This window comes from Bifidobacterium eulemuris, from assembly GCF_014898155.1.
In the GTDB taxonomy this organism is placed as follows: domain Bacteria; phylum Actinomycetota; class Actinomycetes; order Actinomycetales; family Bifidobacteriaceae; genus Bifidobacterium; species Bifidobacterium eulemuris.
The window spans coordinates 2,355,501-2,378,814 of the sequence record NZ_CP062938.1 but is presented as its reverse complement, the minus strand read 5'-3'; the positions used below and the strand labels follow the sequence as shown (position 1 = coordinate 2,378,814).

The window sequence follows — 23,314 nt, the reverse complement described above, 5'->3', positions numbered from 1 at the left end:
TTCGTCTGGGGCAACGGCGTTATCTCGCTGGCCTTCGAGGCGACGGCCGATCATCCCGTCAGTATGATCGGCATGTCGGGTCAAGGTATGACGCCGACGTCGCCGGATGGCGTCGCACAACGCGACGCCAAACCGATCGTGGAGATCTCGACCCCCATCACCGGATCCAACGACAACCGTCTAGAGCTGGCCGAAACCTTGGCCGGACAGCAGCTGCGGTTCGACCACGCCCGCGCAACAACGCCGCCGCGGCATGACGATATGACCCCATATCGGCTGGAGATCACACAAACGGCGTCCTTTGACGCGCTGCAACCGCACGGGAGGACGTTCGGCGACGAAGCCACGGAACATACCGACAGCTCACCATGCCCGGCGCAATGCCCGTCAGGCATCACCGTAACCTCGGTGTTCGAGGCCTACCCCGGCGTCTCCGCGGCGCGGACCTACACCCGCATCTCAGCCGATGCCCCGTTCATCGTGGAGGCGATATCCTCATGCAATCTCACCTTGCCGATGGACGCCAACGACTGCGATACGGAGCATGCGACCATATTATGGGCAGACTCCGCTTGGGCCGTGGAAAACGACTGGCATGCCGCGCCTTTGCGTGACACCACCCTGCGCGACCGCAGTTTCGCCATCAACCCGGGCATCTCAAGCTCCGTGTTCGCGCGGCGTTCCACTTCCACATGGAGCACCGGAACATCGCAGCCGGACGGCGTTCTCGAACTCGCGAGGCTTGATCGGAAGCCGGTTTGCTCCGTGATGTGGCAGATCGAACACAACGGCGCCTGGACTTGGGAGATCGGCGAGAACTTCCCTGGACTGCGCGTGGCCGCTTTCGGCCCCGAATACCGCGATCACCAGTGGTGGACCACCGTCGACCCGGAACATCCCTTCGAGACGGTGCCGGTGTCGTTCGCCATAGCGGCCGGAGACTGGCAGCAAGCCAACGCCGAGATGACGTTCCAAAGAAGGGCGCTGCGCCGCGCGAAGGCCATCGAACTTGGGCGGTCTAACGAATTCACGCATATGCAGCATACGGTCGTCTATAACGATTACATGAACACCCTGTTCGGCGATCCCCGCCTCGACAAAGAACTGCCGCTTATCGACGGCGCGGCGAAGGTCGGTGCCGACGTGTTCTGCATCGACGCCGGCTGGTACGACAGCACCGACGGCGGCTGGTGGAATATGGTGGGCGAATGGCAGGCATCCGACAACCGCTTCGGCGACATGGGCTTGGCTGGCCTGGCCGAGACGATTCGCGTGCGAGGCATGGGCTTGGGCCTGTGGCTCGAGCCTGAGGTGGTCGGCATCGGCTCACCGCTGGCGAGCAGCCTGCCGGACGAGGCGTTCTTCATGCGCCATGGGGTGCGCGTGAGCGATTCCGGGCGTTATCTGCTCGATTTCCGCTCCCCTGCCGCCCGCGATCATGTGACGCGGACCGTGGACCGGCTGATCGACGAATTCGGCGTGGTCTTCTTCAAATTCGACTACAACACCATACCGGGTGTCGGCACCGAGCTGAATGCCTCATCCGCAGGCGAGGGATTGCTGGACCACTGCCGTGCCTATCTGGATTGGTTGGACGATCTTCGCCGACGCCATCCCGATGTGATGATCGAGAACTGCGCGTCCGGTGCCATGCGCGCCGATTACGCCCAACTGTCCCGTCTCGACATGCAGTCGACATCCGACCAGTGCGATCCTCTGGTGTACGCGGCGATCGCCGCCGGCGCCGGTCTGACGATTCTGCCCGAGCAGCAAGGCAACTGGGGCTACGCCCAGCAGGAGATGGATGACGAGACGGCGATCCTCACGTTGGCCGCCGGCATACTTGGCCGCCTGTATCTTTCCGGATTCCTCGACCGCATGGACGATAATCGTCTCGCATTGGTGAGGGACGCCATCGCGTTGCACCGCACGGTATTGCAGTCGCAGCAATCCCTGGTTCCTTGGTGGCCTGCGGGCTTGCCTGACTTCAACGGCGACTGGCTGGTCGCCGGGCTTCGACCCGCTGCGAATTCGAATGACGACGGCTATCTGACGGTGTGGAGGCGGTCCGGTGACGCCTCGTGTTCCTTCGCACTGCCGGACCACGTCGGATTGGAGCAGGTATTCCCCAATCCCGACGCTCCCGAACATGCGCCGAGCGCGAAACCATGGTCCTTCACCCGCGGCGATGATGGCATGGTCACGCTTACCGCCGGCACCACCGACGTCCCGTCGGCACGCATCTTCCGAATCACCCGATAAGACGGACCGGGCGTGATGGGCGTCCTTAACGCGCGATGCCCATCACGCTCAGGCACCACGCGTTCTCGTAGGAGACCTCCTCCCACTGCTTGTAGCGGCCGGAGATGCCGCCATGCCCAGCTTCCACCTCGATTTTGGCCACGGCGTCGAATCCGCGCTCATGCATGGCGGCCAGCCATTTGAGCGGCTCCACCACCAGCACACGCGTGTCGTTCATCGACGTGGTGATGAAGATCTTCGGGAACGGGCCGCTTTCGGGCAAATTCTCATACGGCGTGTACGACTTCATGTACCGGTACACCTCGGCGTCGTGCAGCGGGTCTCCCCACTCGTCCCATTCGGTCACGGTCAGCGGCAGCGACGGGTCGAGAATCGAGGTCAACGCGTCCACGAACGGCACATCCGCCTCGATGCCGGCGAAACGGTCAGGCGCGAGATTCGCGACCGCTCCCATCAACAGGCCGCCGGCCGATCCGCCGTTCGCCACGGTCCGGCGCGCATCCGCCAGTCTCGCATCCTGCAGGGCGATGGTCGCGTCGACGAAATCCTCGAAGGAGTGCCGTTTGTTCAGCCGCCGCCCCTGCTCGTACCAGGCGCGGCCCATCTCGCCGCCACCGCGGATATGCGGCACGGCGTACAGCACGCCACGGTCGAGCATGCTCAGACGGGACACCGAGAACCCTGGATCCGAGCTGATCTCATACGCGCCATAACTGGTGATGAACATGGGGGCGTCCTGCACGGGCAGATCGCGACGCCACACCAGCGACACGGGCACGCGCTCGCCGTCGCGCGCGGTGATCCACACACGCCGTTCCATATAGTCGCGCGCGTCGAAACCGCCCAACACCCGCGCGCGCTTGAGCAGCACGTCCTCGCCGGTGACCGGATCGATTTCGCGCAGCTCACCGGGGCGTGTGTAGCTGGAGAAGGAGTAGCGCATGCGCGGCGCCTCATACGAGGGGTTGCCGCCCGCGCCGATCGAATACAGGCGACGGGTTTCGCCCGGCATCTCATCGGCCGACGCGCCATCAAAGGCGGAAAGACTGTCCTGCGCGGACGGCCGGCGATGCGGCCCGGCGGTGTCGTCGGCGATCAGCGGCTCGACGTCGATCTGCGCTCCGAACGCCTCCGCGAACATGGAATCGCCATAATCGTCCACATCCCAGTCGTTCTCCAACGCGGGCGGTGTGAGCTCGCGGAAGCGCCACGCACGCCCGGCCAGAAAGTCTTCGGCGGCATCCCGCTTGGTCATCATCGCCACGCGCGGCAGACCGTCGGCACGATAGCTCAAGCTGACGAAATGCTGGTGAATCGCGATCCCCTCGATACCCAATCCGTGCATGCCCTGCAGGATGGGCGGGTTCACGGGATTGAAATACGGCGTGGCGATCGGCCGCGCCGAAGCGCCCGGTTCCACGTCATCGCCACGCTCGCAACCGTATGGGGAGCCGGCCGCCACGCACACGCCCTCACCCAAACGGTAGGGCGGCTCGTGCTCGCGCATATCGATCACGTCGATTTCGAAGTTCGGATTCTTCGCATTGTGGTAGACCACCGCCAGCGGAATGTCCGCGCCGTTCTCGCCGGCCCCTTCGAAGCAGGCGAAGCTCACATCGTATTCCACACCCGACTCGCGCGGGATGAACGCGCGGAATTCACCCTCGGGCGTGTCGACGGGCAGCATCAGCACTTCGGTGGTGGTTTTCGAACCGGTGCCGATCACCACGTTACGCTCGTCGAAGCTGATGCCCACGCCGGCCCAGAATCGTTCGTCGGCCTCGCGGTACGCGCATGTGTCCGATTCGACCGGCGTGCCGACCTTATGCCGCCATATCGCGCACGGACGCCATGCGTCGTCGAGTTCCACCCAGAACACATATCGTCCGTCGGGTGTCAGGCATGCGCCGCCGATGCCGGTGAACACCTCCGGCAGTTCGGTATGCTCGCCGGCCCCTTCGGCCGACAGGTCGCGGATATGAAAATCGTAGCGTTCGTCGCCGGTCACATCCACGCCGTACAGCAGCCAGCGGCCGTCGCGGCTTAAATCCATGCCGCCCAGACGGAAGAAATCATGACCTTGCGCCTCGACGTTGGCGTCGAACACGATCTGCTCGCCGGGCATCGACCCCGGTTCGCCTTTGGGATCCACCTGCGGCGGATCCCAATCGTCAGCGCCGCGAATCGGCAATCGGCATTGGATGCCGTACTGCCGCCCCTCCTGCGTGCGCGTGAAATACCAATAGTCGTTCACACGCGTGGGCACGGACATGTCGGTTTCCTCGACATGCGATTTCAACTCCTCGAACAACGTGCCGCGCAATCCGACCAGATGCGCCATACGCGCCTCGCAGTACCGGTTCTGCGCGTCCACGTATTCGCGCACCTCGGGCGCGTCCTTGTCGCGCATCCACGCGTAGTCGTCGTTGAACACGTCGCCGTGGAACTCCCGCGTCTCGGGCGCGCGCCGCGCCACGGGCGGGCGCATGCGCGTTTCGTCAAAGGAGGTCATCGCCATCACCGTCTCGTCACTCATACGCGCGATTATATGGGTTCCCCCGCATTTTCCGCGCGTCACGCACGGCGAAGACCCGATTGCGTCAACTCGCTGCGTATCCAGTTGGCACTTGATGCCTCCAGTTGGCACCCGGTATCCGACACTTTCCAACAAGATGGGCGAAATCAAGCCGATTCCATTTACGGTAATCATCTCGCGGGTGCCAAATGGAGGCATCAAGTGCCAACTGGTTCAAAAAGGGATCAGGCCATATGCGTTTTGAGATACGGCAACATGGTTTTCAGCAGGTTCGACCCCGTGGTTCCCGTGAACACCGGCACGTCGGTCACCGGCATGGGCTGCGTGGTGGTGATGCCGGTCATCGGCGAGAATCCCAGTGATTCCTTGGGCGAGAGCTGACGGATTGCGATGGCGAGCACGCGCCCCGGATAGCGTTTGGCGATGGTCGCGTATGTGGTGGGGTCCTTCTGCCCATCGTCGCCCACGAGGATGAACTTCATATCGGGGAAGTCGGCCATGAGCTGCTCCGCGAATTCCAGCTTGTGCTGCACGCCCGACGGCACGAAGGTTTTGGGCCGCGGATCCAGATCCCGCAGCAGCAGCGGCCCCGGCGGATAGCCGTGATCTTTGATGAAATGCCGGATGGAGCTCTCCACGTTCCACGGCGAGGTCGACAGGTAGAAGAACGGCGCGTCCGGGAACAGATCGGCGAGTTTGTTGAACAGCACGTTCATGCCCGGAACCGGCGCTTTTTTCTTCGGATTCAAAAACAGCAGATTCCACGCGGCCTTCCAGAACACGGGCGCCTGCGTGACCATAATCGTGTCGTCCACATCGGAGATGATGCCAACCTTCGCGCTGGAGGGGATCGTGTACAGGTTCGCGCCCACCGGCTTGCGGCGGCTGGTGCGGTAGGAGACGCGGTGCACGCCGACCGGCAGCTCGTGCTCGGCCAGCAGGTCGAGGTATCCGGCCGTGTCGGAGACCGCGTATTCCAGGCTGGTCATCTGTTTGGGGTCCGGCTTGTCGTATACTTCGGACGCGCCGACCTGCAAGGTGTTCAGCGGCACTCCGTCGATACTGATGCGCACATGCGTGTGGGGCGCGGCGATGGCCAGCATGCCGCGGATGCCGCGTTTGACCGCCCCCTCCTGCGAGTGTTCGGGCCCGTAGACCGTGCGGCAGATGAGCCGTGAGTATTGGTCGGTGCCATAGCCCACATAGGGTTCGATGCGCGGATACCACCCGAGATGCCGCACCACCGCGGTCGACAGGCGCGACCAGACGCCGAATCCGCCGATGATCGCGCGGCGGGTGACCTGCACCAGCGGGGGTTTGCCTTCGATGCGTTCGTGCCGTGACGCCGTGTCGAAGTTGGTGACCGTGGTGCGCGCGGGAATGGGCACGGTGGCCATCTCATCGGCTTCCGTCTCGAATGATGCTGCTTCCCTGCGTGGACTATTCATGTTCCCCAATATAAGCCATGATCCTGAACCGGCGTGCGGTCTGGCTCAGCGCACCACTTTCGCGTATTGCTCGGCGTTCAGCAGTTCGGGTTCGTCGTCGTCGAGTTCGATTTTGAGGATCCACCCCTCGCCGTACGGGTCGCCGTTGATCACGGAGGGATCGTCGGCCACGTCGCGGTTGACATAGCGGATGGTGCCGGAGACGGGGCTGACCAGAGGCTGCACGGCTTTGGAGGATTCGAGTTCGACGATTTCGTCGCCGGCGTCCACATGCTCGCCCGCCTCGGGCAGGTCCACGAATACGAGTTCGCCGAACTGTTCGGCGGCGTATTCGGTGATGCCCACGACGGCGAGCTCGCCGTCCGTAAGATTCACCCACACATGGTCGTCGGAGTATTCCAGATGGCTGGGGATGTCGAGGTTCAGCGGTTGTTCTTCGTTGTGTTCACTCATGCTCTCCAGCCTATCAGCCCGTCATGTCGAGAGATCCCTCGCCTCATCCCTTTTCGTCATGCCGAGCGGAGCCGTAGGCGCAGTCGAGGCATCTCACAGCTCCCGTCCGAGCCACTCCTCGATCATGTAGCGGGCGATGGTGGCTTTGCCCGGCGCGACCATCCGCCCCGAAATCAGCTCGGCGGTGTATTCGTCGCGCGTCACCCACCGTGCGGTCGTCGTTTCGGTGCCGTCCGGCCGCGCATCGGTGTTGATCGCATGCGCTTTGAACGCCACCATCAGCGAGGCCGGATACGGCCACGGCTGCGATCCCAAGTACCGCACCTCGCCCAGCCTGATGCCCACCTCCTCCAAGGTTTCGCGCCGGCAAGCGTGTTCCAGGTTCTCTCCGGCCTCCACGAATCCCGCGGACACCGAATACAGTCGCGCGTCCTTCCACGCGGCGTTGTGCTGCAGCAGCAGCCGGTCCTGCCCATCGACCACCGCGGTGATCACCGCCGGTTCGACGCGTGGGAACAGCACGCGGTTGCCGTCCGCCTGGTTCGTGCAACGCTGCGCCCATCCGCTCATCGCCGTTTCGACCGGGGCTCCGCAGGTGGGGCAATGCCGCTGCCTGCTGTGCCAGATGCTCAGGGTGATGGCGCTGGTCGCCTGCCCCGCCTCACGCGCGGTGGCGTGCGGAGCGAAGCCTCGCAGATCGACCCAATCGAATCTGGTGACGGCCTGCTGCAGCAGCGTCGGCTTGGGAGTGTTCTCTTCCGGCGCACCGCCCACCGAGTCGTCGAAGGCGTCGTCCGCGCCGAGTCCGGCCGAATCCGGCACCGCCCGCAAGGCCGCGTCGGCGGATGCGGGAGATGTTCCGCCCACGCCCGCGCGAACACCCATCGTCCCTGCGGGGCCAGGCGTTCCGATCGCGCCCAGATGCCCGTCGACGGTTCCGGAGTCCTCGACTCCGGCCACAGACGGGGCAGCTGTGACTGTACCAACACCCGCCTCAGGCACGCGGGTGATGTCGATAGCCAGCACATGCTCGTCCCGCACACCGCCGTAGGCACCGAGGAACATGGCCACGGCTTGCGGATAGCGGTCCAGTTCCGCAAGCACGTACGCGCCGGGCAGGGTGGCCAGACGCATGCTGACGGTTTCGCGGTCCACGAGTTCGCCTTGGCCGCGCGGCACGGCGATCCGCCCGTTACGGGTCAGAATCACCTTGGTCGCGGTGTCGGCGAGCAGCGAGGCGACGAGACCGGGTTCGCCGCGGCGCTCGGTCTGATAGTCGATGTCGCCCTGCGCGAGCGGCAGAAACGGCAACGCCTGAGTGAGTGCCAATGGAGAAAACATAGGGTATCGCCTTTCTAACGTTCACCGTCCCTGCACGCGCTTGACGAGGTCCACGAGGGCGCGGGCCACCGTGTCTGGATGTTCCACGGCGCTGAAATGGCCGCAATCCTCAATCTGCGTGAACACGGCGTTGCCACCGATGCGTTCGGCGAGCGGACGCATCACGCTCGGATTACTGGTTGGGTCGAGAGTTCCGGACACCACAGCCACCGGCACGTCGATCGACGCCGGCACATCGGTCAGATCCGCGCGCCCGTAGGTCATGCGCTGCCGCCATGCGGCTCCGGCCGGCGTCTGGCTCTGGATCCACGCGGTCATTTTCTCCACAAACGCCGGCGAGCGCTTCACGCTGGAATCCCCCGGTTGCGGCTGCGCGAAATGCATCACCGGTTCCAGAGAATCGCTCCGTTCGCACGCGTCGGCCGTGGCGAGGCGCCCTTCGCCGCCGACGCCGTCGGATGCGGCCATGGTGTCGCATAACGCGAGTCCGGCCACCGCTTCGGGGTGGATTCGGTAGAGGTTCGTGGCCATGTATCCGCCCATCGACAGCCCAGCCCATATGGCTTGCTCGTATCCGCCTTCGCGCATCAGCCGCACGTAGGCCTCGCCCGCGCGGTTCAAGGCCTGCGGATAGGATCCGTTGGGCTCCTGCGGGCCAGATTCCTCCGCCGTGGGAACGCCGGATTCGCCCGAACCGGGCATGTCGGGTGCCCAGATCGGGAACGCGGGTATGCCTTCGGCGTCGGCGATGCGCGCGATTTCGGCCGCGCATTCGTCCCACATGCGGTGGTCCACCGGGTACGCGTTGATCAGGATGAGCGGCAGCCCCTCGCCGCCGCGGTAGATATGGTTCGCGATGCGCATATTCCTCCTATGCCCTATCTCTTATGCCCCTACGCCGTCAGATTCCAGCCCAGGCCAACGCCCGGCGCACGATTCGGTCATGGCCGTTAACCATCTGCGCGAGGAAGGTCTCCATCGTGCCGCCGCGCGGATCGACCCATTCCACGTCGAGCGTCTCGTCCTGCGGCTTGCAGTCGCCGGCGATCGGCACCACATAACATAGGGCGATCGCATGCTGGCGCGGATCGTAGTATTCGCTCAGTCCCGGTGTGGGGAAGAATTCCGCCACGGTGAACGGCTGGAGGTTCGCCGGCAGCATCGGCAGGGCGATGTCGCCCAGATCCTTGGCCACGTTGCGCGCGATCGCCTCGCGTAGGCTTTCGTGGAACAGCACGCGTCCGGTGATCAGCGTGCGTTCGATGTTTCCGTCATCCGACACGCATAGCAGCGATCCGACCTGGCTGATGCGACCGAGGTCATCGGTGCGCACCGGCACGATCTCCACATAAGTGATGGGCAGTTGCATCCGGGCTCGTTCGATGTCGTCGCGGCCGAGCCATCCGGGCGGATTGCCGCGGCCCGCGCCGCCCGATCCGCGGATGAAATCCTCGGGCGTGATCGAATCGAATTCGCCGCGACGGCGGCCGGCGTCGAAGTCGCCCTCGCTGGGCACCTCATCATTCAGGACTGGCATGGTTCCCATTATCGCGCGCGTTCGCGCATTCGCCTATTCTCCCGGCGTAAAGACGACGTAAATGTTGAGTGGTGATGGGAAGCTGAAGTCGTGTAATCCAAGGTAAGGAGCAGATTATGGCCACCCATGCCATCAGCACCGCTGAGTTCGAGAAGACCATCACCGACAATGAGATCGTGTTCGTGGATTTCTGGGCCACCTGGTGCGGCCCGTGCCGCTCGTTCGGCCCGGTGTTCGAGGAGGCGAGCGAAAAGAATCCGGATGTGTTCTTCGCGAAGGTCGATATCGACGCCAACCAGGAGCTCGCGCAGGCCGCCGGTGTGCAGGCCGTGCCCACGCTGATGGTCGCCAAGCAGGGGCAGATCATCTTCCAGCAGGCCGGCGCGCTGCCCGCCGAGGCGCTTGACGATCTGATCGGCCAGGCCAAGGCGCTCGATATGACGCAGGCCGCCGACGCTGCCGACAACGCCGACGCCGAGTAAAACGGTCTGAGATCCTTCGACTCCGGCTGCGCCTCCGCTCAGGATGACCCCTCTTCGTCATGCTGAGCGGAGCGTAGCGAAGTCGAAGCATCCCCATGCAAACTCCTTCCTCGTCATGCTGAGCGGAGCGTAGCGAAGTCGAAGCATCTCCCACACGAAGCGCAACGGAGTCGAAGAGCCTCTCACACGTGGCAACGCCAAGGCATTCCATCCCGTCTACCCTTTTCGGGCAGGCGGGATTTCACATTATGCACACACTGACTTACACTGGAAGAAGTGTGTGCGCACACGTATTATCCGCCGACCAAGGAGCGTAATGGCCAGCCATCGCAAGAACGTCCCCACCCTGAAGTCCCTGAGCAAGCGCCAGTGGATGAAGATCGCGGCATCTTTCGCCGCAGTGGGAATGCTTGCCACCGCCGGTGTGGTGACGAACACCTTCTACCGCAACGAGCTCGCCGCTTCGCAGTCCGTCACCGAATTCTCCGCCACCGACACGTCCGGCGTCACCGTCTCCCGTGGCACGTCGCGCGATTCCCTCAAGGGCGCCGACAGGAACACCACGTTCGTGACCGTGAAGATCAACGGCGAAACCCGTATCGTGCTTGGCGAGAAGGATTCCTTCACCGACGTCAAATCCGTGCTCGACGCGGGTAACATCACGCTTGAATCGGGCGACACCGTCTCCCCCGCCCTGACCGACGAGGTCGACGAGTCCACCGTCATCACCATCGAACGCGCGGGTGCCGAGCTGGAGACCTCCCAGACCGCCATCGCGTTCAACACCGTCTATAAGGAGACCGACGACCTCGCCGAAGGCGAGGAGGAGGTGGAATCCGAAGGCGAGGAGGGCGTGATGGAGACCACCAGTCTGGTCACACGCGCCGGAGACACGGTCGTCTCCTCCAACGTGTTCGCCTCCTATGTGAAGAAAGCGCCGGTCGACCGTGTGATTCTGGTCGGCACCGGCAGCACGGCGTCCAGCTCCGGCAGTTCGTCCGACGCGAACCTCGGCACCACAGTGCCGGCCAGCGAGATGCAACAGTGGGCGCATGACTATCTGATCTCCAACGGATACAGCGAAAGCGACTTCTCCGCCGCCGTGTACATCATCAACCACGAGTCCGGCTGGAATCCGACCGCCACCAACGCCAGCTCCGGCGCATACGGTCTGGCCCAGGCGCTGCCGGGCAGCAAGATGGCCTCGGCCGGCGCCGATTGGCAGACCAACTATCAGACGCAGTTCAAGTGGTTCGTCAGCTACTGCAATGGCCGCTACGGCTCGCTCGCCGGCGCGTACGAGTTCTGGGTCGCCAACCACTGGTACTGATCGCGAAACGCCTTCGTAAAGCCCCGCCGCGTGCGGGGCTTTACCATATCCCCCCGTCATTTGCCCTCGAAATTGCGTCAACGGTGCTAGATTCTTCTATAGAACGGCCGCATGGATTCGATGGCGGCGCGTCGGTACCGCGATATGGAAGAGGAGCGATTTCACGATGACCTTCAACCGATATATCTCATTGCGCATGGTCGTCGAAATAGTGGGAGCGGTGTGCTGCGCCCTACTGCTGCTGTTCCAGAACAATCTTGTTGGGGTGATCGCCACGGCCGTCGTCGCCGTGCTGTGGATCGTCGGCGAGGTGCTGGTGTTCCTGGTGCTCGACCGGCAGGATCCGCGCCGCGACGAGCTTTCCGACAAGCATCAGAGCGACGCCATGCAGTTCGCGTTGACCACGATGATCGCCGTGCTGATTCTGCTGGGGTTCGTCTATACCATGCTGGCGCTGCTGCAGCCTGGGATGCACCAGATTCGGCCGATGACGCTGCCGACGCTCGCCATGGCCGCGTTGGCGCTCTCCGACGCACGCTACCTGTGGCTGGAACATCAGGGGGCCAAGGGGGATGACGATGAGGACTAGCCTGAAACTGCACCGTCTTGAGAAGGATATGAAGCAGTCCGATCTGGCGGATCTGGTCAATGTGCGCCGCGAGACCATCGGGCGCTTGGAGCAGGGCCTGTATTGCCCGTCGCTGCGGTTGGCCATGGATATCGCGAAGGTGTTCGATACCACCGTGGAAGACCTGTTCAGCTTCGACGACGAGGACGACGCCGCGTCGACGTCGGGCAAGGCCGCCTGACCAGCGAAAGCCATACCCGACACGGTGAAACGACACGCCGAAACGCGATTCGATGCTCGATTTTTCGTAACATACGTCACATTTCACCGGCATCGTTGATATTCCGCGGGTTTCCCCACCTGCACATCGTTCGGGGGTGTGCGAATCCCCTCACATCACGTGATGGACTTGTCACACAGCGGCGATTTTACGCCGTTTTCCGTAAGTTTCCCTCGTCTGAAGGGGGTGTATAGTAAAGCACTGTACACGGAGCAAGGGGATGACTCTGAACTCCACAACCCAAGTCTCAGGGGACTTCGAGTCCCGCATCTGAGAGGTAAAGGACAACTACTATGAAGAAGAAGATCGTGGCCCTCTTCGCCACCATCGCCGCCGTTCTCGGCTTCGGCTTCGCCACCGGCACCGCCATGGCCGTTGAGAACTACTCCACGACCGGCACCATCTCCGGCAACACTGTGACCGCTTCCGCTCCGGCCGGCACCTTCGCTGCGAACGAATCCGTCGACGTCACCTACGACACCACCTACGTCTCCGACGTTGTGGCGATCGCCGTCAAGACGGTCAACGCCAAGGCCGATGGCTCCCTGACCCTGAAGTACATCCTGACCGACGCCGGCCTGGAGAAGGCCGATAACGGTGGCTTCACCATCTCCGCCGTTGGCAAGACCTCCGGTAGCTCCTTCAGCGCCACCGTCAAGACCGGTGACAACACCCCGGCGACCGGCGCTCCGTCCAACGGTGCCAGCAACAATGCCACCGGCACCAAGACCACCGCCAACACCGGCGCCTCCGTGGCTCCGTACGGTGTGGCCATCGTCCTGATGGCTGCCGCTGGCGTGGCTCTGTTCGCCGTGCGCAAGAAGGCCACCCGCTGAATTCACCTTCAGTAGGTAATTCTTCAAAGGTCCTCGAGAGGCAACTCTCGAGGACCTTTCCGTATTGTCGTCACTAAGCGCAGCGAACGCAGAAAGCCCCATCCGTAAGATTCCCTTTACCGGCCGTCATCCTGAACGCAACAAACGCAGTCGCCCCATCCGCGCTCCCTTATCGGTCGTCATCCTGAGCGCAGCAAACGCACGAAGCCCATCCGCGTTCCTTTTATCGGGTCGTCATCCTGAGCGGAGTGAGCGCGGCGAACGCAGTTGAAGGATCTCACTCCACAAACCGCATTTCGCCTGGGGCCAGATGCGTCACGAATGCATAAGTTCTGAAGGTGCCACCTCCCCGCCGCACGAGATCCTTCGACTCCGCTGCGATCCGCTCAGGATGACGACAAATAAAAGTTGTCTCCCGGCTGAGGGGCGCCTAGAACGACGACAAAATAAGACGACAAGAATGGACGGCAAAAAGTAAGAAAGGGCGGGTGCCGCGTGTAAGCCAGCACCCGCCCTTTGCCGTCCGTTCAGGAGAATTACTCCAACGTCGGAGTCTGCCGCAAGGTGATCTCCTTACCCTCCGCCTCACTTGACGACGACACGTGAATCGTGAATTCACAGCTCTCGCCAGGCTGCAACGTCACCGTTTTCGAACCGTAGGTCAATCCCTCGTGCACACTCAACGTATCGAATTCGCTGTCGTCCACTCCGCTGCCGTCGAACTCCCAGCTCACCAGACGGCCTCCAGCCGGCGCATACACATACGTCGTGGTCTCGATCTCCCCGGATCGCGGTTCGCCATTCCAATATCCGCGTACCAGCTCAGGCAATGATGTGGCGGCATCAGTGGGGGCCGTATTCGTCAACTTCACATGCAACGCATACTGGCGTTCCCCGTTCGGATAGGTTTTCTCATATTCCAATGAGACCTCTCGTTCGAGATACCAATCCATTTTGCCCTGGGTCAGATCGTTGAAATACAGGCCGGCCACCGGTTCGGTGGGATCGTTCTCCAATTCGCCCGCGATGGTGGTGCCAGCGAGAACCTCCTGTTCGTCCTCATGGGCCGACCACAGCATGATGTGTCCGTCGGTGACGGCGCCGCTGAGCGCCTTGATCAGTTCGGTGTTATTGCCTGACGTATGCGTGACATGCTCGAACACCTCTTGGGCGGCCAGCGCGAAGAACGCGTCCTGCGTCGTCTGTGTGTCGAAGCGAACATAACTGTCGCGCAGCAGGGTCTGCACCGTGTTCTGTCCGTCCAGAACCGTGCCATCCGACATGGTCATGCCGCCGGTGACCGCCAGCATACGCTGCAAAGCCACCGGATCCACGCTGATCACACCGTCGACGTCCTGGTTCTTCAACAGCTTCCACATCACCGTGCCGATATACGCGGAGCGCGGGAAATCAGGAGTGAAATTGATATCCTGCTGGTATTCAGCAAGATACTCGCCGAACAACACCTTCTCTTCACCAGTCAGCTCCACCACAGGTGTTTCGGACACCTTGCTTGCCGAATCGAATTCCGAAACCGAAATCGCGCCATTGCTCACGGTGATCACACCCCATGAGCCAGGAATGCCGCCTGTGGTACGCAATTCGGCGTTGTTCTGCGATATCAGCAGATAGTTGCGTGTCTGCCCGTCCTCAAGCCCCAGCATCTTCGGCAGCAGCTGCGCCGCGCGCGAGACGGTGTCGAGCAGCGACGAAACCGTGTTGAATTGGGTTTTCGCACTATCCACCGCGTTGGCCAACTGTTCGATCCGCATGCCGTCCACGGCCTGCAGCTCGTCGTTGGCCTGGCTGATCACCTCACTGGCCGTTGTCAGATCCGTCGCCCGGCTGGCCAGATCGCCGATCTGTACCTGTCCGTTCTGCACACTGATGGAGTCCAGAGAGAATCCATCCAACGCAGAAGACAACGACGGCAGCGCGTCGGTGGACACCGTCTCCAACGCGCCCACCACGGATCGCACCGCGCCGATATCCGACCCCACATACGGCATCCAAGAGGCGAGCGCCCAGATCGGACTGTTGGTCTGCTGGTAGGCCGCGTCGATATGGTCCGCCAGGTCGTTCAGCCCGCTGACGGCTTGGTCCATATCGCCGCCGCTCACACTGGTTTGGATCTGCGAGACGGCCGCCACCGCCTGTTCGACCTCGTTTTTCGCTTTCAATCCGGAGATGCCGAACCATGCGCCCAAGGCGATCAGCACGCCCAGCACCACCGCCACGGCGATCAGAATGCGACGGTTGCGCTTGCGCCTACGTTCACGCAGCCGGCGTTGGGAGGCGCGACGGGACCGGTGCTGCCCTCCCGGGTTCCCGTCGCCCGATGATCGTGCCGATGGCGAGGACTCCGATGCGGACGGCGGCGTCGGCGGTTCCATCCTCGCCATAGGGGCGTCCGTCAGCCCGTCGAACAGATTGTCGCCATCATTGTTGAATGTCATGGATTCGTCTCCTTCCACGCCTGAAGTTCCGCTCTCCCAGGGCGGTGGCGTGCTCGTGTCCTTATCCCGGTCGATATCCCCACTCCACAATACCGTGCCCCACCCCCGAAGCCGCAAGGTTTCCTACCCCCTTGCAAAACACCCAAAAACGTTCTCGAAACCCCCTGTTGTATAGTGCTGTCTGAAGCACAACGGCCGTCGGTCGATGCCGATTCGAGTAAAGGGGCTTTTCATGCATATCATGTTCGTCTGCACGGGCAATATCTGCCGATCCCCCATGGGCGAACTGTTGACCCGCCGCTACTTGGAACGCACCACGGTGCAGGTGTCCAGCGCGGGCACGCAGGGGCTTGAATCGCATGCCATCGACCCGTCCAGCAAATATCTGATGAACGCGGTGGGCATCGACACCACTAGTTTCCGCTCCCGCCGGCTGACCCGGCAGATGGCCGAATCCGCGGATCTGATCCTGTGCTTCGAGAAGCGCCAGCGCGCCGATATCGTCACTTTGGCCCCGAACGCCAACCGTTACACCTTCCTGCTCACGGATTTCGCAAATATGTGCGAATACTGCGCCAAAGACAATCTCGTCAAGGGCACGACCATCCAGGACCGTCTGCGCTCCGTGATCTCCGCCTCCACGCTGATCCGCCCGATGCTGCCCGTTTCCCAGAACATCGCCGATCCGCACCGCCAGTCCTTCGACAAGTTCCAGCTCGCCGCCGAGCAGACCAACGCCGCGTTGCGCACGATATTCGCCAGTATGCGCAAGCATTATGTGGATGAGCAGGCGCTGCAGGTCGATCAGAATCTGCAATTCCCCGATTTCATCGACGTGCTTCAGGGCGCGCCCGACGAATGATGCCGTGAGCGCGGATCGGGGCCGTGCCGCCGACGGCAGGAATCCGATGCTCCCGGTTTCAAGTGTTGCGCGCTCATGCGCTATTGCGTTATTGCCCTGACTCGGCGCTTGTCCCGTTTTCGCCGCCAGTGGCGGACTCCGAGCCTCCAGCGCCAGGTTGGGTATTGGCTGTCCCGCCGCTTTGGCCACCACCGTCGCTACCAGTGCTACCAGTGCTGTCGGTATTGCCGGTTCCGCCAGTATTACCGGTGCCGCCAGTATTACCGGTGCCGCCAGTATTACCGGTGCCACCGGTATTGCCGGTGCTACCGCTATTGCCAGCGTTACCGCTATTGCCGGCGCTACCGGTGCTGCCGGTACCGCCCGTGCCACCGCCGGCGTTCGGCGTCGACGTGTTGTTCCCCGCGGATTGCGACGTGCCGGCGTTCGATTGTTGCGGTGTATTGGTCGTCGTGTTCCGCTGGTTCTGATAATAGTTCTGCGCCGCAGCCTCGAGGTCGCTCGCCGATGTGTCGACGTTCTGCACGGCCGTGTTCAACGCCGTGACGGCGTTGTTTAAAGCGTCCAATGTGGGATTGGATTGTTCCAGCAGCGTGTTGGCGGTCTCGATGGCCTGCAGCAGCGTCTCGCGCGTGGATTCGTCGGCGACCGCGCCGGCCGTCTCGTCGTATCGGGTCTGCGCGTCCGTGGTCAGGGTTTGCAGACTCGCTTTGGCATCGTTGACGTCTTTGGTGTTCTTGCTGGCGTTGACGTTGGCGACCGCTGTTTTCAACGTGGTGTTCCGGTTGTTGATTTGGTTGACCAGCGTCTGATTGTTGGAGGCCGCGCTGTGCAGTTCGTCGGCCGTATCCGCATCGCAGGGAACGGGGTCGTCGCCGGATTGCGCTTCGCTTATGGCGGCCTGCAACGCCGTGATCGTATTCGAGTCCGCCACTTGGCCGGCGGTGATCGTCTGCGCGTCGACTGCCGTTTCGAGGGTGCCGTCCAGTCTGCTTATGGCGCGTTCCACATCGCTCACGCTCTCGTCGCATGTGTTTTGGGCGCTGGCCAGAGCACGCTGGTCGCTTTGCATGGTCCAAACCACCCATGCCGCAACCGCCGACCCCACGACGATCACGCCGGCGGCCACGGCGGCGATGATCACACGCCGTTTGCGCCGGGCTTTGCGCGCGGCGCGTTCGGCATCCTGGGCCGCGGCGGCTTCGGCGTCCGGCTCGTCGTCCACCGAGGAGTCGAAGCGGACTCCGCTGAAGATGTCGTCGTCCGCTTGCGCTCCGGCGGTCATTCCCGTGCCCGCATCGGCGGTTCGCTCCGTTGGCGCCGCCGATTGTTCCTTGGGCGCGGGCACCTGCGAGAAATCGATCACAGGAATATCCCAGTCGGTGGTGACGATGTCGCCGCTCGACCGGGGTTGTTCGTCCGGCACTCTGTTCATACGTTCACGCCATTCGAATCTGTTTGCTGGAGGATTTGAGGATTACTGGTTGTCGGTCTTGTGGCGGCGTGTTTTGTCTTTGCCGCGCGCGTGGCCGCCATCCTCTTCGTAGTAATAAATAGTAGTAGCTGCCTTCGCGCTTCTTCTTCGGGTCGGCGAAGTTGAACACGAAGCCGAGCACCGGTACACCGGCCGATTCGAGCGAATCGTAGGCTTCGGCCAGATCCTTCTTCTCACACACGCCCTTGCCTGCCACCAGAATCACGCCGTTGGCCCAACGGCCGAACACGGAGGCGTCGTTCGAAACGCTCAGCGGGGCGGTGTCGATGATCACATAGTCATACTGCGTGACCGCCTGTGAGACCAGCTTGGCCATGGTTTCGGAGTTGAGCAGGATGCTGGGGTTGGCTGGGCGCTTGCCGGCGGCGAGCACATGGAGATTCGGCTTCCAGTAGCTCTGCACCACATCTTTGGGCATCATCTGGCCGGAGAGCACGTGGGCGAGGCCCACATGGCCTTCGATGTCGAGATGGTGGGCCACCGAGGGGTGCCGCAGGTCGGCGTCGATGAGCAGCACCTTGGCGCCGTCCTCCGCCAATGCGGCGGCCACGTTGATGGTGGTGGTGGTTTTGCCCTCGGCCGGAGACGACGAGGTGAACACCAGCACCTGACCTTGTTCGTTCGCGCGGTCGGCACGCAGGAACGACAGGTTGGTGTGGATGCGACGGAATTCCTCGGCGAGTGGACCGCCCGGCTGTGCGACCACCATCGGACGGCTGCCTTCCAGCAGCTCGTCCTGCGGCACGGTGCCGAGCGACGAAGCGCCCACAATGCTACGCACGTCGGAGGATTCCTCCACCTTCGTGTTGAGCATCTCACGCACGACCGCGCAGCACACGCCCAGAATCAGGCCGGCCAGCGCGCCGACGGCCAGATACAGCGCCACGCGCGGCGAGCTGGCCGACTGCGGCACCTGCGCCCGCTGCACCACGGACAGCATGACGGGATTCACATCCTCGTCCAGCGTGCCCAGCGAGGTGGAGACCTGGTCACTCAGACTGTCCGCCACGGCGTTCGCCAGCTGCTGGGAAAGCTCGGGATCCACGGTTTCGGCCGTGATGTCGACCATCAGCGTGCCCGAGGGGTTGCTCACCGTGATCAGTTCGGCGACCTCGCTGACCGTCATGTTGAGGCTGAGATCGTCGATGACCGTATCCAGCACGGTTTCGGTTTTCGCCAGTTCCGGATAGGTTTCGATCTGCGAATTGATATACGAGCTCGCCGTGTTGAACTGCGACAAGTTGCCGCTCGCCGTATCGCTGACCGCCCCCTGGCCGGACATGGCCAGCAGCTCGGCCGTGGCGGAGTACTTCTTCGGCGTGGTGAACGTGTATGCGGCGACTGCGGCCAACACCACCACGAACACCACCACGACCATGATGACGTGCTTGCGAATCATCATCAGCAAATCGGCAAGCGTCACACCCTGTTCCTCAGACGCTTCCATTTCTTCTTGAGTCATAACCCCTACTGTTCGCCTATGTGACAGAATACGGCTGTTAGCCTATCAGATCGGGGGTACGGCTTACCTCGTCCGTTCCCTTCTTCCGCATCTCTTCACGAAACACCGACCATACCCTCCTCAACCTCACCCCACCACACCCCCACTCGCCGTCATATCGCTCCATCGCCATACGACCGCTCACAGTCATGCTGCAACCACGGCACAGGTCTTTCCAAACACCGATCCGAACAATGCATAATGCCGGCTTGCCATGACAGTGAGAGCGCCATGGCAAGCCGGCATTATGAATTGTTTATCGGTTCTTCAGATCGTTGGCGCAGCGCAGCACGCGAGCGTCGCCATACATGGGCGGATCGTCCACTTGCCCGCCTGTGATATGGAACGTCGCGGTTTCGCCCGGCAGAAGGCTGACCAGTCCATCGTCGACCGTTCCACCCACTTTATCGGCCATGCAGAAGAGGTCACGGACATACGATCGAGCCGTGACGTCAAGGCGATAGCCACCGATTTCCTCGCTCACTTGAGTATCGAACGGCCGCGTCTCCAACGTCTGTTCCACGATCTCAACCGGGTCGTAGATGACGCGCGACCAATTCGCATCCTCGGTCGAAGCGACCACGAGCTCATTGCTTGGGTCCGAGAACTCGACGACTTCCCTCGGCAATGGAACACGCGTCACGCAGAACGCATCCACCGATGTCTCCAAAGCGACCGATGCCAGTTCCCGTCCACTGAGGTCGACGCGTCGACAATTCCAGACGAATCGATACGATTCAGAACTGTCGTTGACCAGGATCAACGACAAACCATCCGGTTCAAGCGCCACGCCGTCCCACGAATACCGTTCCCGGCATTCGTCGCTGACCGTCGGCCGAATCATCGCCAGACGTGGGGCGAAGAATCTGCGGGACGCATACCATAACGGCTTGCGATGGCCCTCATAGTCGACCGCGGCCCAAGAGATAACCGGCCAATCGTCGTTGAGCTGCCATATGAGCACGCCTTGATTCACCGGTTCCAGCGCACGCATATGTTCGGCTCCGAACCGCACCGCCTGGGCCTGCTGCAGTTGGCACGCCCAATGCCAGTCCTCAACGTTCTCCCACCTGTCGCTGTCGAGCAGCCACTGGTTGTCGGCGTTCCTATCGGGATTGACATCCTCGAACCGGCCGGGCGTGATATGCGATCTCATGCCTTTCGCCAGTTTCTCGTTACCGTGGTCGATGGCTTTCTGATGGTTGAGCATCTGCGGCGCGAACGGATCCATCGGCAGGTCGTGGACGACTTTGGTCAGAGTGCTCCATGCGGGTGGCGCTTGGTATCCGAATTCGTCGCAGAATCGCGGCACACGTTCCGCATATCGACGATAGTCGGCCTTATTCCACACATCCCACAGGTGGCAGGTGCCATCCTCCGGTTTGTTGGGGTCGGTATATGGGGAGAAACTGATGGGGGAACTGGGAATATACGCGGCGGTCGTCCGAAGCTCCTTGAGCAGTTCCGGCAACTGGTGAGCGTAATAGTGGTCGCCCCACGGTTTGTCATGGCGTCCGGCGTCGTCAGCGGGAAGATCGTCATCACGCAGTCCGATGCCGAGCCATCCGGTCGCCTCCATGTAGTTTTCATTGGAGCCGTTCCAAATGACCAGACTGGGATGCGTGTTCAGCCGCGCGATCTGCTCACGGGCTTCGACGTCGACCTCCGCTTGGGTTTCCAGATCCTCCGGATAGGCGGCGCAGGCGAAGGGGAAGTCCTGCCAGATCATGACGCCGTGGCGGTCCGCGAAATCGTAAAGCTCCTCGCTCTCATAGAGGCCGCCGCCCCATATGCGCAGCATGTTGCTGTTGGATTCGACAAGATCAACCATACGTGCGGTGATGAGTTCAGGCGTGGCACGGCTGATAAGCGCATCCGCGGGAACCCAGTTATATCCCCGCGCATGCACGGGACATCCGTTGACATGAATCGAAAACGGCCGACCATATCGGTCCGCGTCCACATCGATCGCGACGGTTCGGAAGCCCACACTCCCCTGCCATTGCGAACATGAACGCGACTCTTCCGGCAACCGGATTTCAAGCGTGTAGAGATGCGGTTCCCCGTATCCCACCGGCCACCACAACGCCGCTTGCTCGACCGTCAAACGCATCTCGATCGTATTGCGGTTCGCGGGAATCGTCCGCTCGCATGAGGCGACCAGATTATCCCCGTCGTACAGCTCCGCGATCACCGGCGCTTCGGAACGGTCGCCGGCACGCGTGGTGTCCACGACGCAATCCAAAACACCCGTACCGTCTTCCCTGACGTCGGCTTGGGTGACGACCTGCTCCAGTCGGCAGCCGGACCAGGATTCCAAGCCTATAGGCTGCACGATGCCCACGTTGACGGCGTTGACGCCCCAATCCCAGCCGAATGAGGAAGCTGGCTTGCGAATCTGGTTGAACGCCGGCAACGACGCATGCGGGTACACGCCGTAATCACGTTCGCGCATTTCGGTGTATGTCGTGGGTGCCGCGAACTCGACCGTCAGCGTATTCTCCCCGTCACGCAAGTAGCGTCCGACATCCCACCGGTAGGTGCGATGGAAGTTCCGCGCCATACCGACCTGATGGCCGTTGAGTCGAACGGAGGCGATGGTGTCCAACCCGAACGCGACCAAATCGTGCCGTTCGAGCCCGTCGTCGTTCCAATCGAACGTGCAGCGGTATTCCCAATCGCATCGGCCGATCCACTGCAGCACCTGTTCGTTGCAGCCGTCGAACGGGTCGTCGATAAGACCGGCCTCCATCAGATCGACCGTCACCTCGCCGGGGACCCGAGCCGGGATCCCCCGGCCGAGCGTGTCGCGCAGCTCGGCCGGAATCTCCTGTGTGGTGAGCGCCCGTACCGTCCATCCGTCCGATAAACCACGGAAGACGTTGTCTCGCATATATCCCATGTCGTCTCGCTGTCTCAGTCGAGCGCGGCGACGAACGCGTCGCCCCACTGCCGTTCCGGATCATGGATCGCGACCGCGAGCGTCGTATCCGATTGTCCGTAATAGGCGAACCATTTGCCATGGAATTTCACCAGGCCTTCCACGAACGTCACGTTCGGGATCAGACCGTGGTGGTCTTCGAAGCTTTGCGGCTTCAGCCACGGGGTCTGCATGCGGGCGATGACCTGGTCCGGGTGGTCGGGATCGATGGCGAACTGTCCGCAACGGTAATCGACGTCCCAACCACCCTCCGGCTTCGGGGTGCGGGTGGCGCCATTCATCACGAACAACAGTAGGCCGTTGTCCGTGAGCACCGGGGGCGCGCCGATTTCGACGAGGTCCGCGTCGAACGTGCCCGCGGTGGGCTTGTACATGGGTTCCTCATCGGTGGTGCCGGGAGTCCAGTGGATCAGATCGTCGCTGGTCGCCCAATAGATGCAGCCCTCACCGAAGTACATCCACCACTTTCCCTGCATTTTGTGGGGAACGATCACGCCCGCCTTCGACCAATTGTGTCCGTGCGCGTCGGGCGTGGGCTTGAACGTGTCGAAGTCCTTGAACAGCGGGCCGTGTTTGGTCCAATGCTCGAGATCCGTGCTGGTCGCCAGGCACAGCTGCGCTTCGCGCCGGTCCCAACCGGTGTAGGTCAGGTAATAGGTGCCATCGATGACGGAGATGCGCGGATCCTCGCATCCGTACCGCTCGTATTCATGCTCCGGGGAGATGATGGGATCGCTTTGCCGCTCGAAATGGACGCCGTCCTTGCTGCGGGCGATACCCAGATGCGAAACGATATCGTCCGCATGGGCCCGGTAGATGAGCACGACTTCGTCGTCGACCACCAGCGCGGCGGGATTATACAGGTTGGACGACTCCCATGAACCGCCCAATGGGGTCAGGATCGGATTGTTCTCGTAGGGGACGAACGGTCCGAGGGGGAAGGCTGCTCCGGTGAAGAAGCTGGTTGCGTGGTGAGCGGTCATTAC

The 23,314-nt window shown here is 62.3% G+C and carries 17 protein-coding genes and 1 pseudogene; 7 read left to right on the top strand and 11 right to left on the bottom strand.

The window, feature by feature from the left end; genetic code table 11:
• The first annotated feature begins 87 nt into the window (after positions 1-87).
• Entirely contained in the window at positions 88-2,262 is a 2,175-nt protein-coding gene (locus tag BE0216_RS09860; protein WP_226805829.1) for a glycoside hydrolase family 36 protein, read from the top strand.
• A gap of 25 nt (positions 2,263-2,287) precedes the next feature.
• Here the strand turns inward: BE0216_RS09860 and BE0216_RS09855 are convergent, their stop codons facing one another.
• From BE0216_RS09855 to BE0216_RS09830, 6 genes are all read right to left on the bottom strand, one after another.
• Positions 2,288-4,798, bottom strand: coding sequence for a S9 family peptidase (locus tag BE0216_RS09855; RefSeq protein ID WP_094636517.1), 2,511 nt, complete (start codon positions 4,796-4,798; stop codon positions 2,288-2,290).
• 224 nt (positions 4,799-5,022) lie between these two features.
• Positions 5,023-6,246: an App1 family protein gene (locus BE0216_RS09850; protein ID WP_226805769.1), complete on the bottom strand. Its 1,224-nt coding sequence runs from the start codon at positions 6,244-6,246 to the stop codon at positions 5,023-5,025.
• A gap of 45 nt (positions 6,247-6,291) precedes the next feature.
• A complete protein-coding gene (gene gcvH, locus BE0216_RS09845; protein ID WP_094636515.1) occupies positions 6,292-6,699 on the bottom strand; it encodes a glycine cleavage system protein GcvH in 408 nt (135 codons plus the stop codon).
• 93 nt (positions 6,700-6,792) lie between these two features.
• Complete coding sequence (gene nudC, locus BE0216_RS09840; RefSeq protein ID WP_094636514.1) at positions 6,793-8,040, bottom strand: NAD(+) diphosphatase; 1,248 nt, start codon at positions 8,038-8,040, stop codon at positions 6,793-6,795.
• 21 nt (positions 8,041-8,061) lie between these two features.
• Positions 8,062-8,904 (bottom strand): alpha/beta fold hydrolase, encoded by an 843-nt coding sequence (locus tag BE0216_RS09835; RefSeq protein ID WP_094636513.1) that lies wholly within the window; start codon positions 8,902-8,904, stop codon positions 8,062-8,064.
• A 37-nt stretch (positions 8,905-8,941) separates the two neighbouring features.
• Positions 8,942-9,577, bottom strand: coding sequence for an NUDIX hydrolase family protein (locus BE0216_RS09830; RefSeq protein WP_094636623.1), 636 nt, complete (start codon positions 9,575-9,577; stop codon positions 8,942-8,944).
• A gap of 116 nt (positions 9,578-9,693) precedes the next feature.
• Between BE0216_RS09830 and trxA the strand changes: the two genes are divergently transcribed.
• The 5 genes from trxA to BE0216_RS09805 all read left to right on the top strand — a co-directional run bounded on the left by trxA (position 9,694) and on the right by BE0216_RS09805 (position 13,073).
• Positions 9,694-10,059: a thioredoxin gene (trxA, locus tag BE0216_RS09825; protein ID WP_094636512.1), complete on the top strand. Its 366-nt coding sequence runs from the start codon at positions 9,694-9,696 to the stop codon at positions 10,057-10,059.
• 316 nt (positions 10,060-10,375) lie between these two features.
• Complete coding sequence (locus BE0216_RS09820) at positions 10,376-11,389, top strand: aggregation-promoting factor C-terminal-like domain-containing protein (protein WP_094636511.1); 1,014 nt, start codon at positions 10,376-10,378, stop codon at positions 11,387-11,389.
• A 166-nt stretch (positions 11,390-11,555) separates the two neighbouring features.
• The gene (locus tag BE0216_RS09815) at positions 11,556-11,978 is read left to right on the top strand and encodes a hypothetical protein (RefSeq protein ID WP_094636510.1); all 423 of its coding nucleotides are present in this window, start codon (positions 11,556-11,558) and stop codon (positions 11,976-11,978) included.
• Entirely contained in the window at positions 11,968-12,198 is a 231-nt protein-coding gene (locus BE0216_RS09810) for a helix-turn-helix transcriptional regulator (RefSeq protein WP_226805768.1), read from the top strand. Before BE0216_RS09815 ends, BE0216_RS09810 begins: the two co-directional genes overlap by 11 nt.
• A gap of 332 nt (positions 12,199-12,530) precedes the next feature.
• Positions 12,531-13,073, top strand: coding sequence for a hypothetical protein (locus BE0216_RS09805; protein ID WP_094636508.1), 543 nt, complete (start codon positions 12,531-12,533; stop codon positions 13,071-13,073).
• Positions 13,074-13,609: 536 nt separating this feature from the next.
• Here the strand turns inward: BE0216_RS09805 and BE0216_RS09800 are convergent.
• A complete protein-coding gene (locus BE0216_RS09800) occupies positions 13,610-15,529 on the bottom strand; it encodes a DUF4012 domain-containing protein (protein WP_094636507.1) in 1,920 nt (639 codons plus the stop codon).
• Positions 15,530-15,761: 232 nt separating this feature from the next.
• On the opposite strand from BE0216_RS09800, the gene BE0216_RS09795 reads away from it, so the two are divergent.
• Positions 15,762-16,391: an arsenate reductase/protein-tyrosine-phosphatase family protein gene (locus tag BE0216_RS09795; protein ID WP_094636506.1), complete on the top strand. Its 630-nt coding sequence runs from the start codon at positions 15,762-15,764 to the stop codon at positions 16,389-16,391.
• Between the two features lie 88 nt (positions 16,392-16,479).
• On the opposite strand, the gene BE0216_RS09790 is transcribed toward BE0216_RS09795, so the two are convergent.
• From BE0216_RS09790 to BE0216_RS09775, 4 genes and pseudogenes are all read right to left on the bottom strand, one after another.
• Positions 16,480-17,826 (bottom strand): hypothetical protein, encoded by a 1,347-nt coding sequence (locus BE0216_RS09790; RefSeq protein ID WP_158217189.1) that lies wholly within the window; start codon positions 17,824-17,826, stop codon positions 16,480-16,482.
• A gap of 42 nt (positions 17,827-17,868) precedes the next feature.
• Positions 17,869-19,309: pseudogene (locus BE0216_RS09785) on the bottom strand (polysaccharide biosynthesis tyrosine autokinase).
• Between the two features lie 334 nt (positions 19,310-19,643).
• Entirely contained in the window at positions 19,644-22,280 is a 2,637-nt protein-coding gene (locus BE0216_RS09780; RefSeq protein WP_094636622.1) for a glycoside hydrolase family 2 protein, read from the bottom strand.
• A gap of 23 nt (positions 22,281-22,303) precedes the next feature.
• The gene (locus BE0216_RS09775) at positions 22,304-23,311 is read right to left on the bottom strand and encodes a glycoside hydrolase family 130 protein (RefSeq protein ID WP_094636505.1); all 1,008 of its coding nucleotides are present in this window, start codon (positions 23,309-23,311) and stop codon (positions 22,304-22,306) included.
• Between the last annotated feature and the right edge of the window lie 3 nt (positions 23,312-23,314).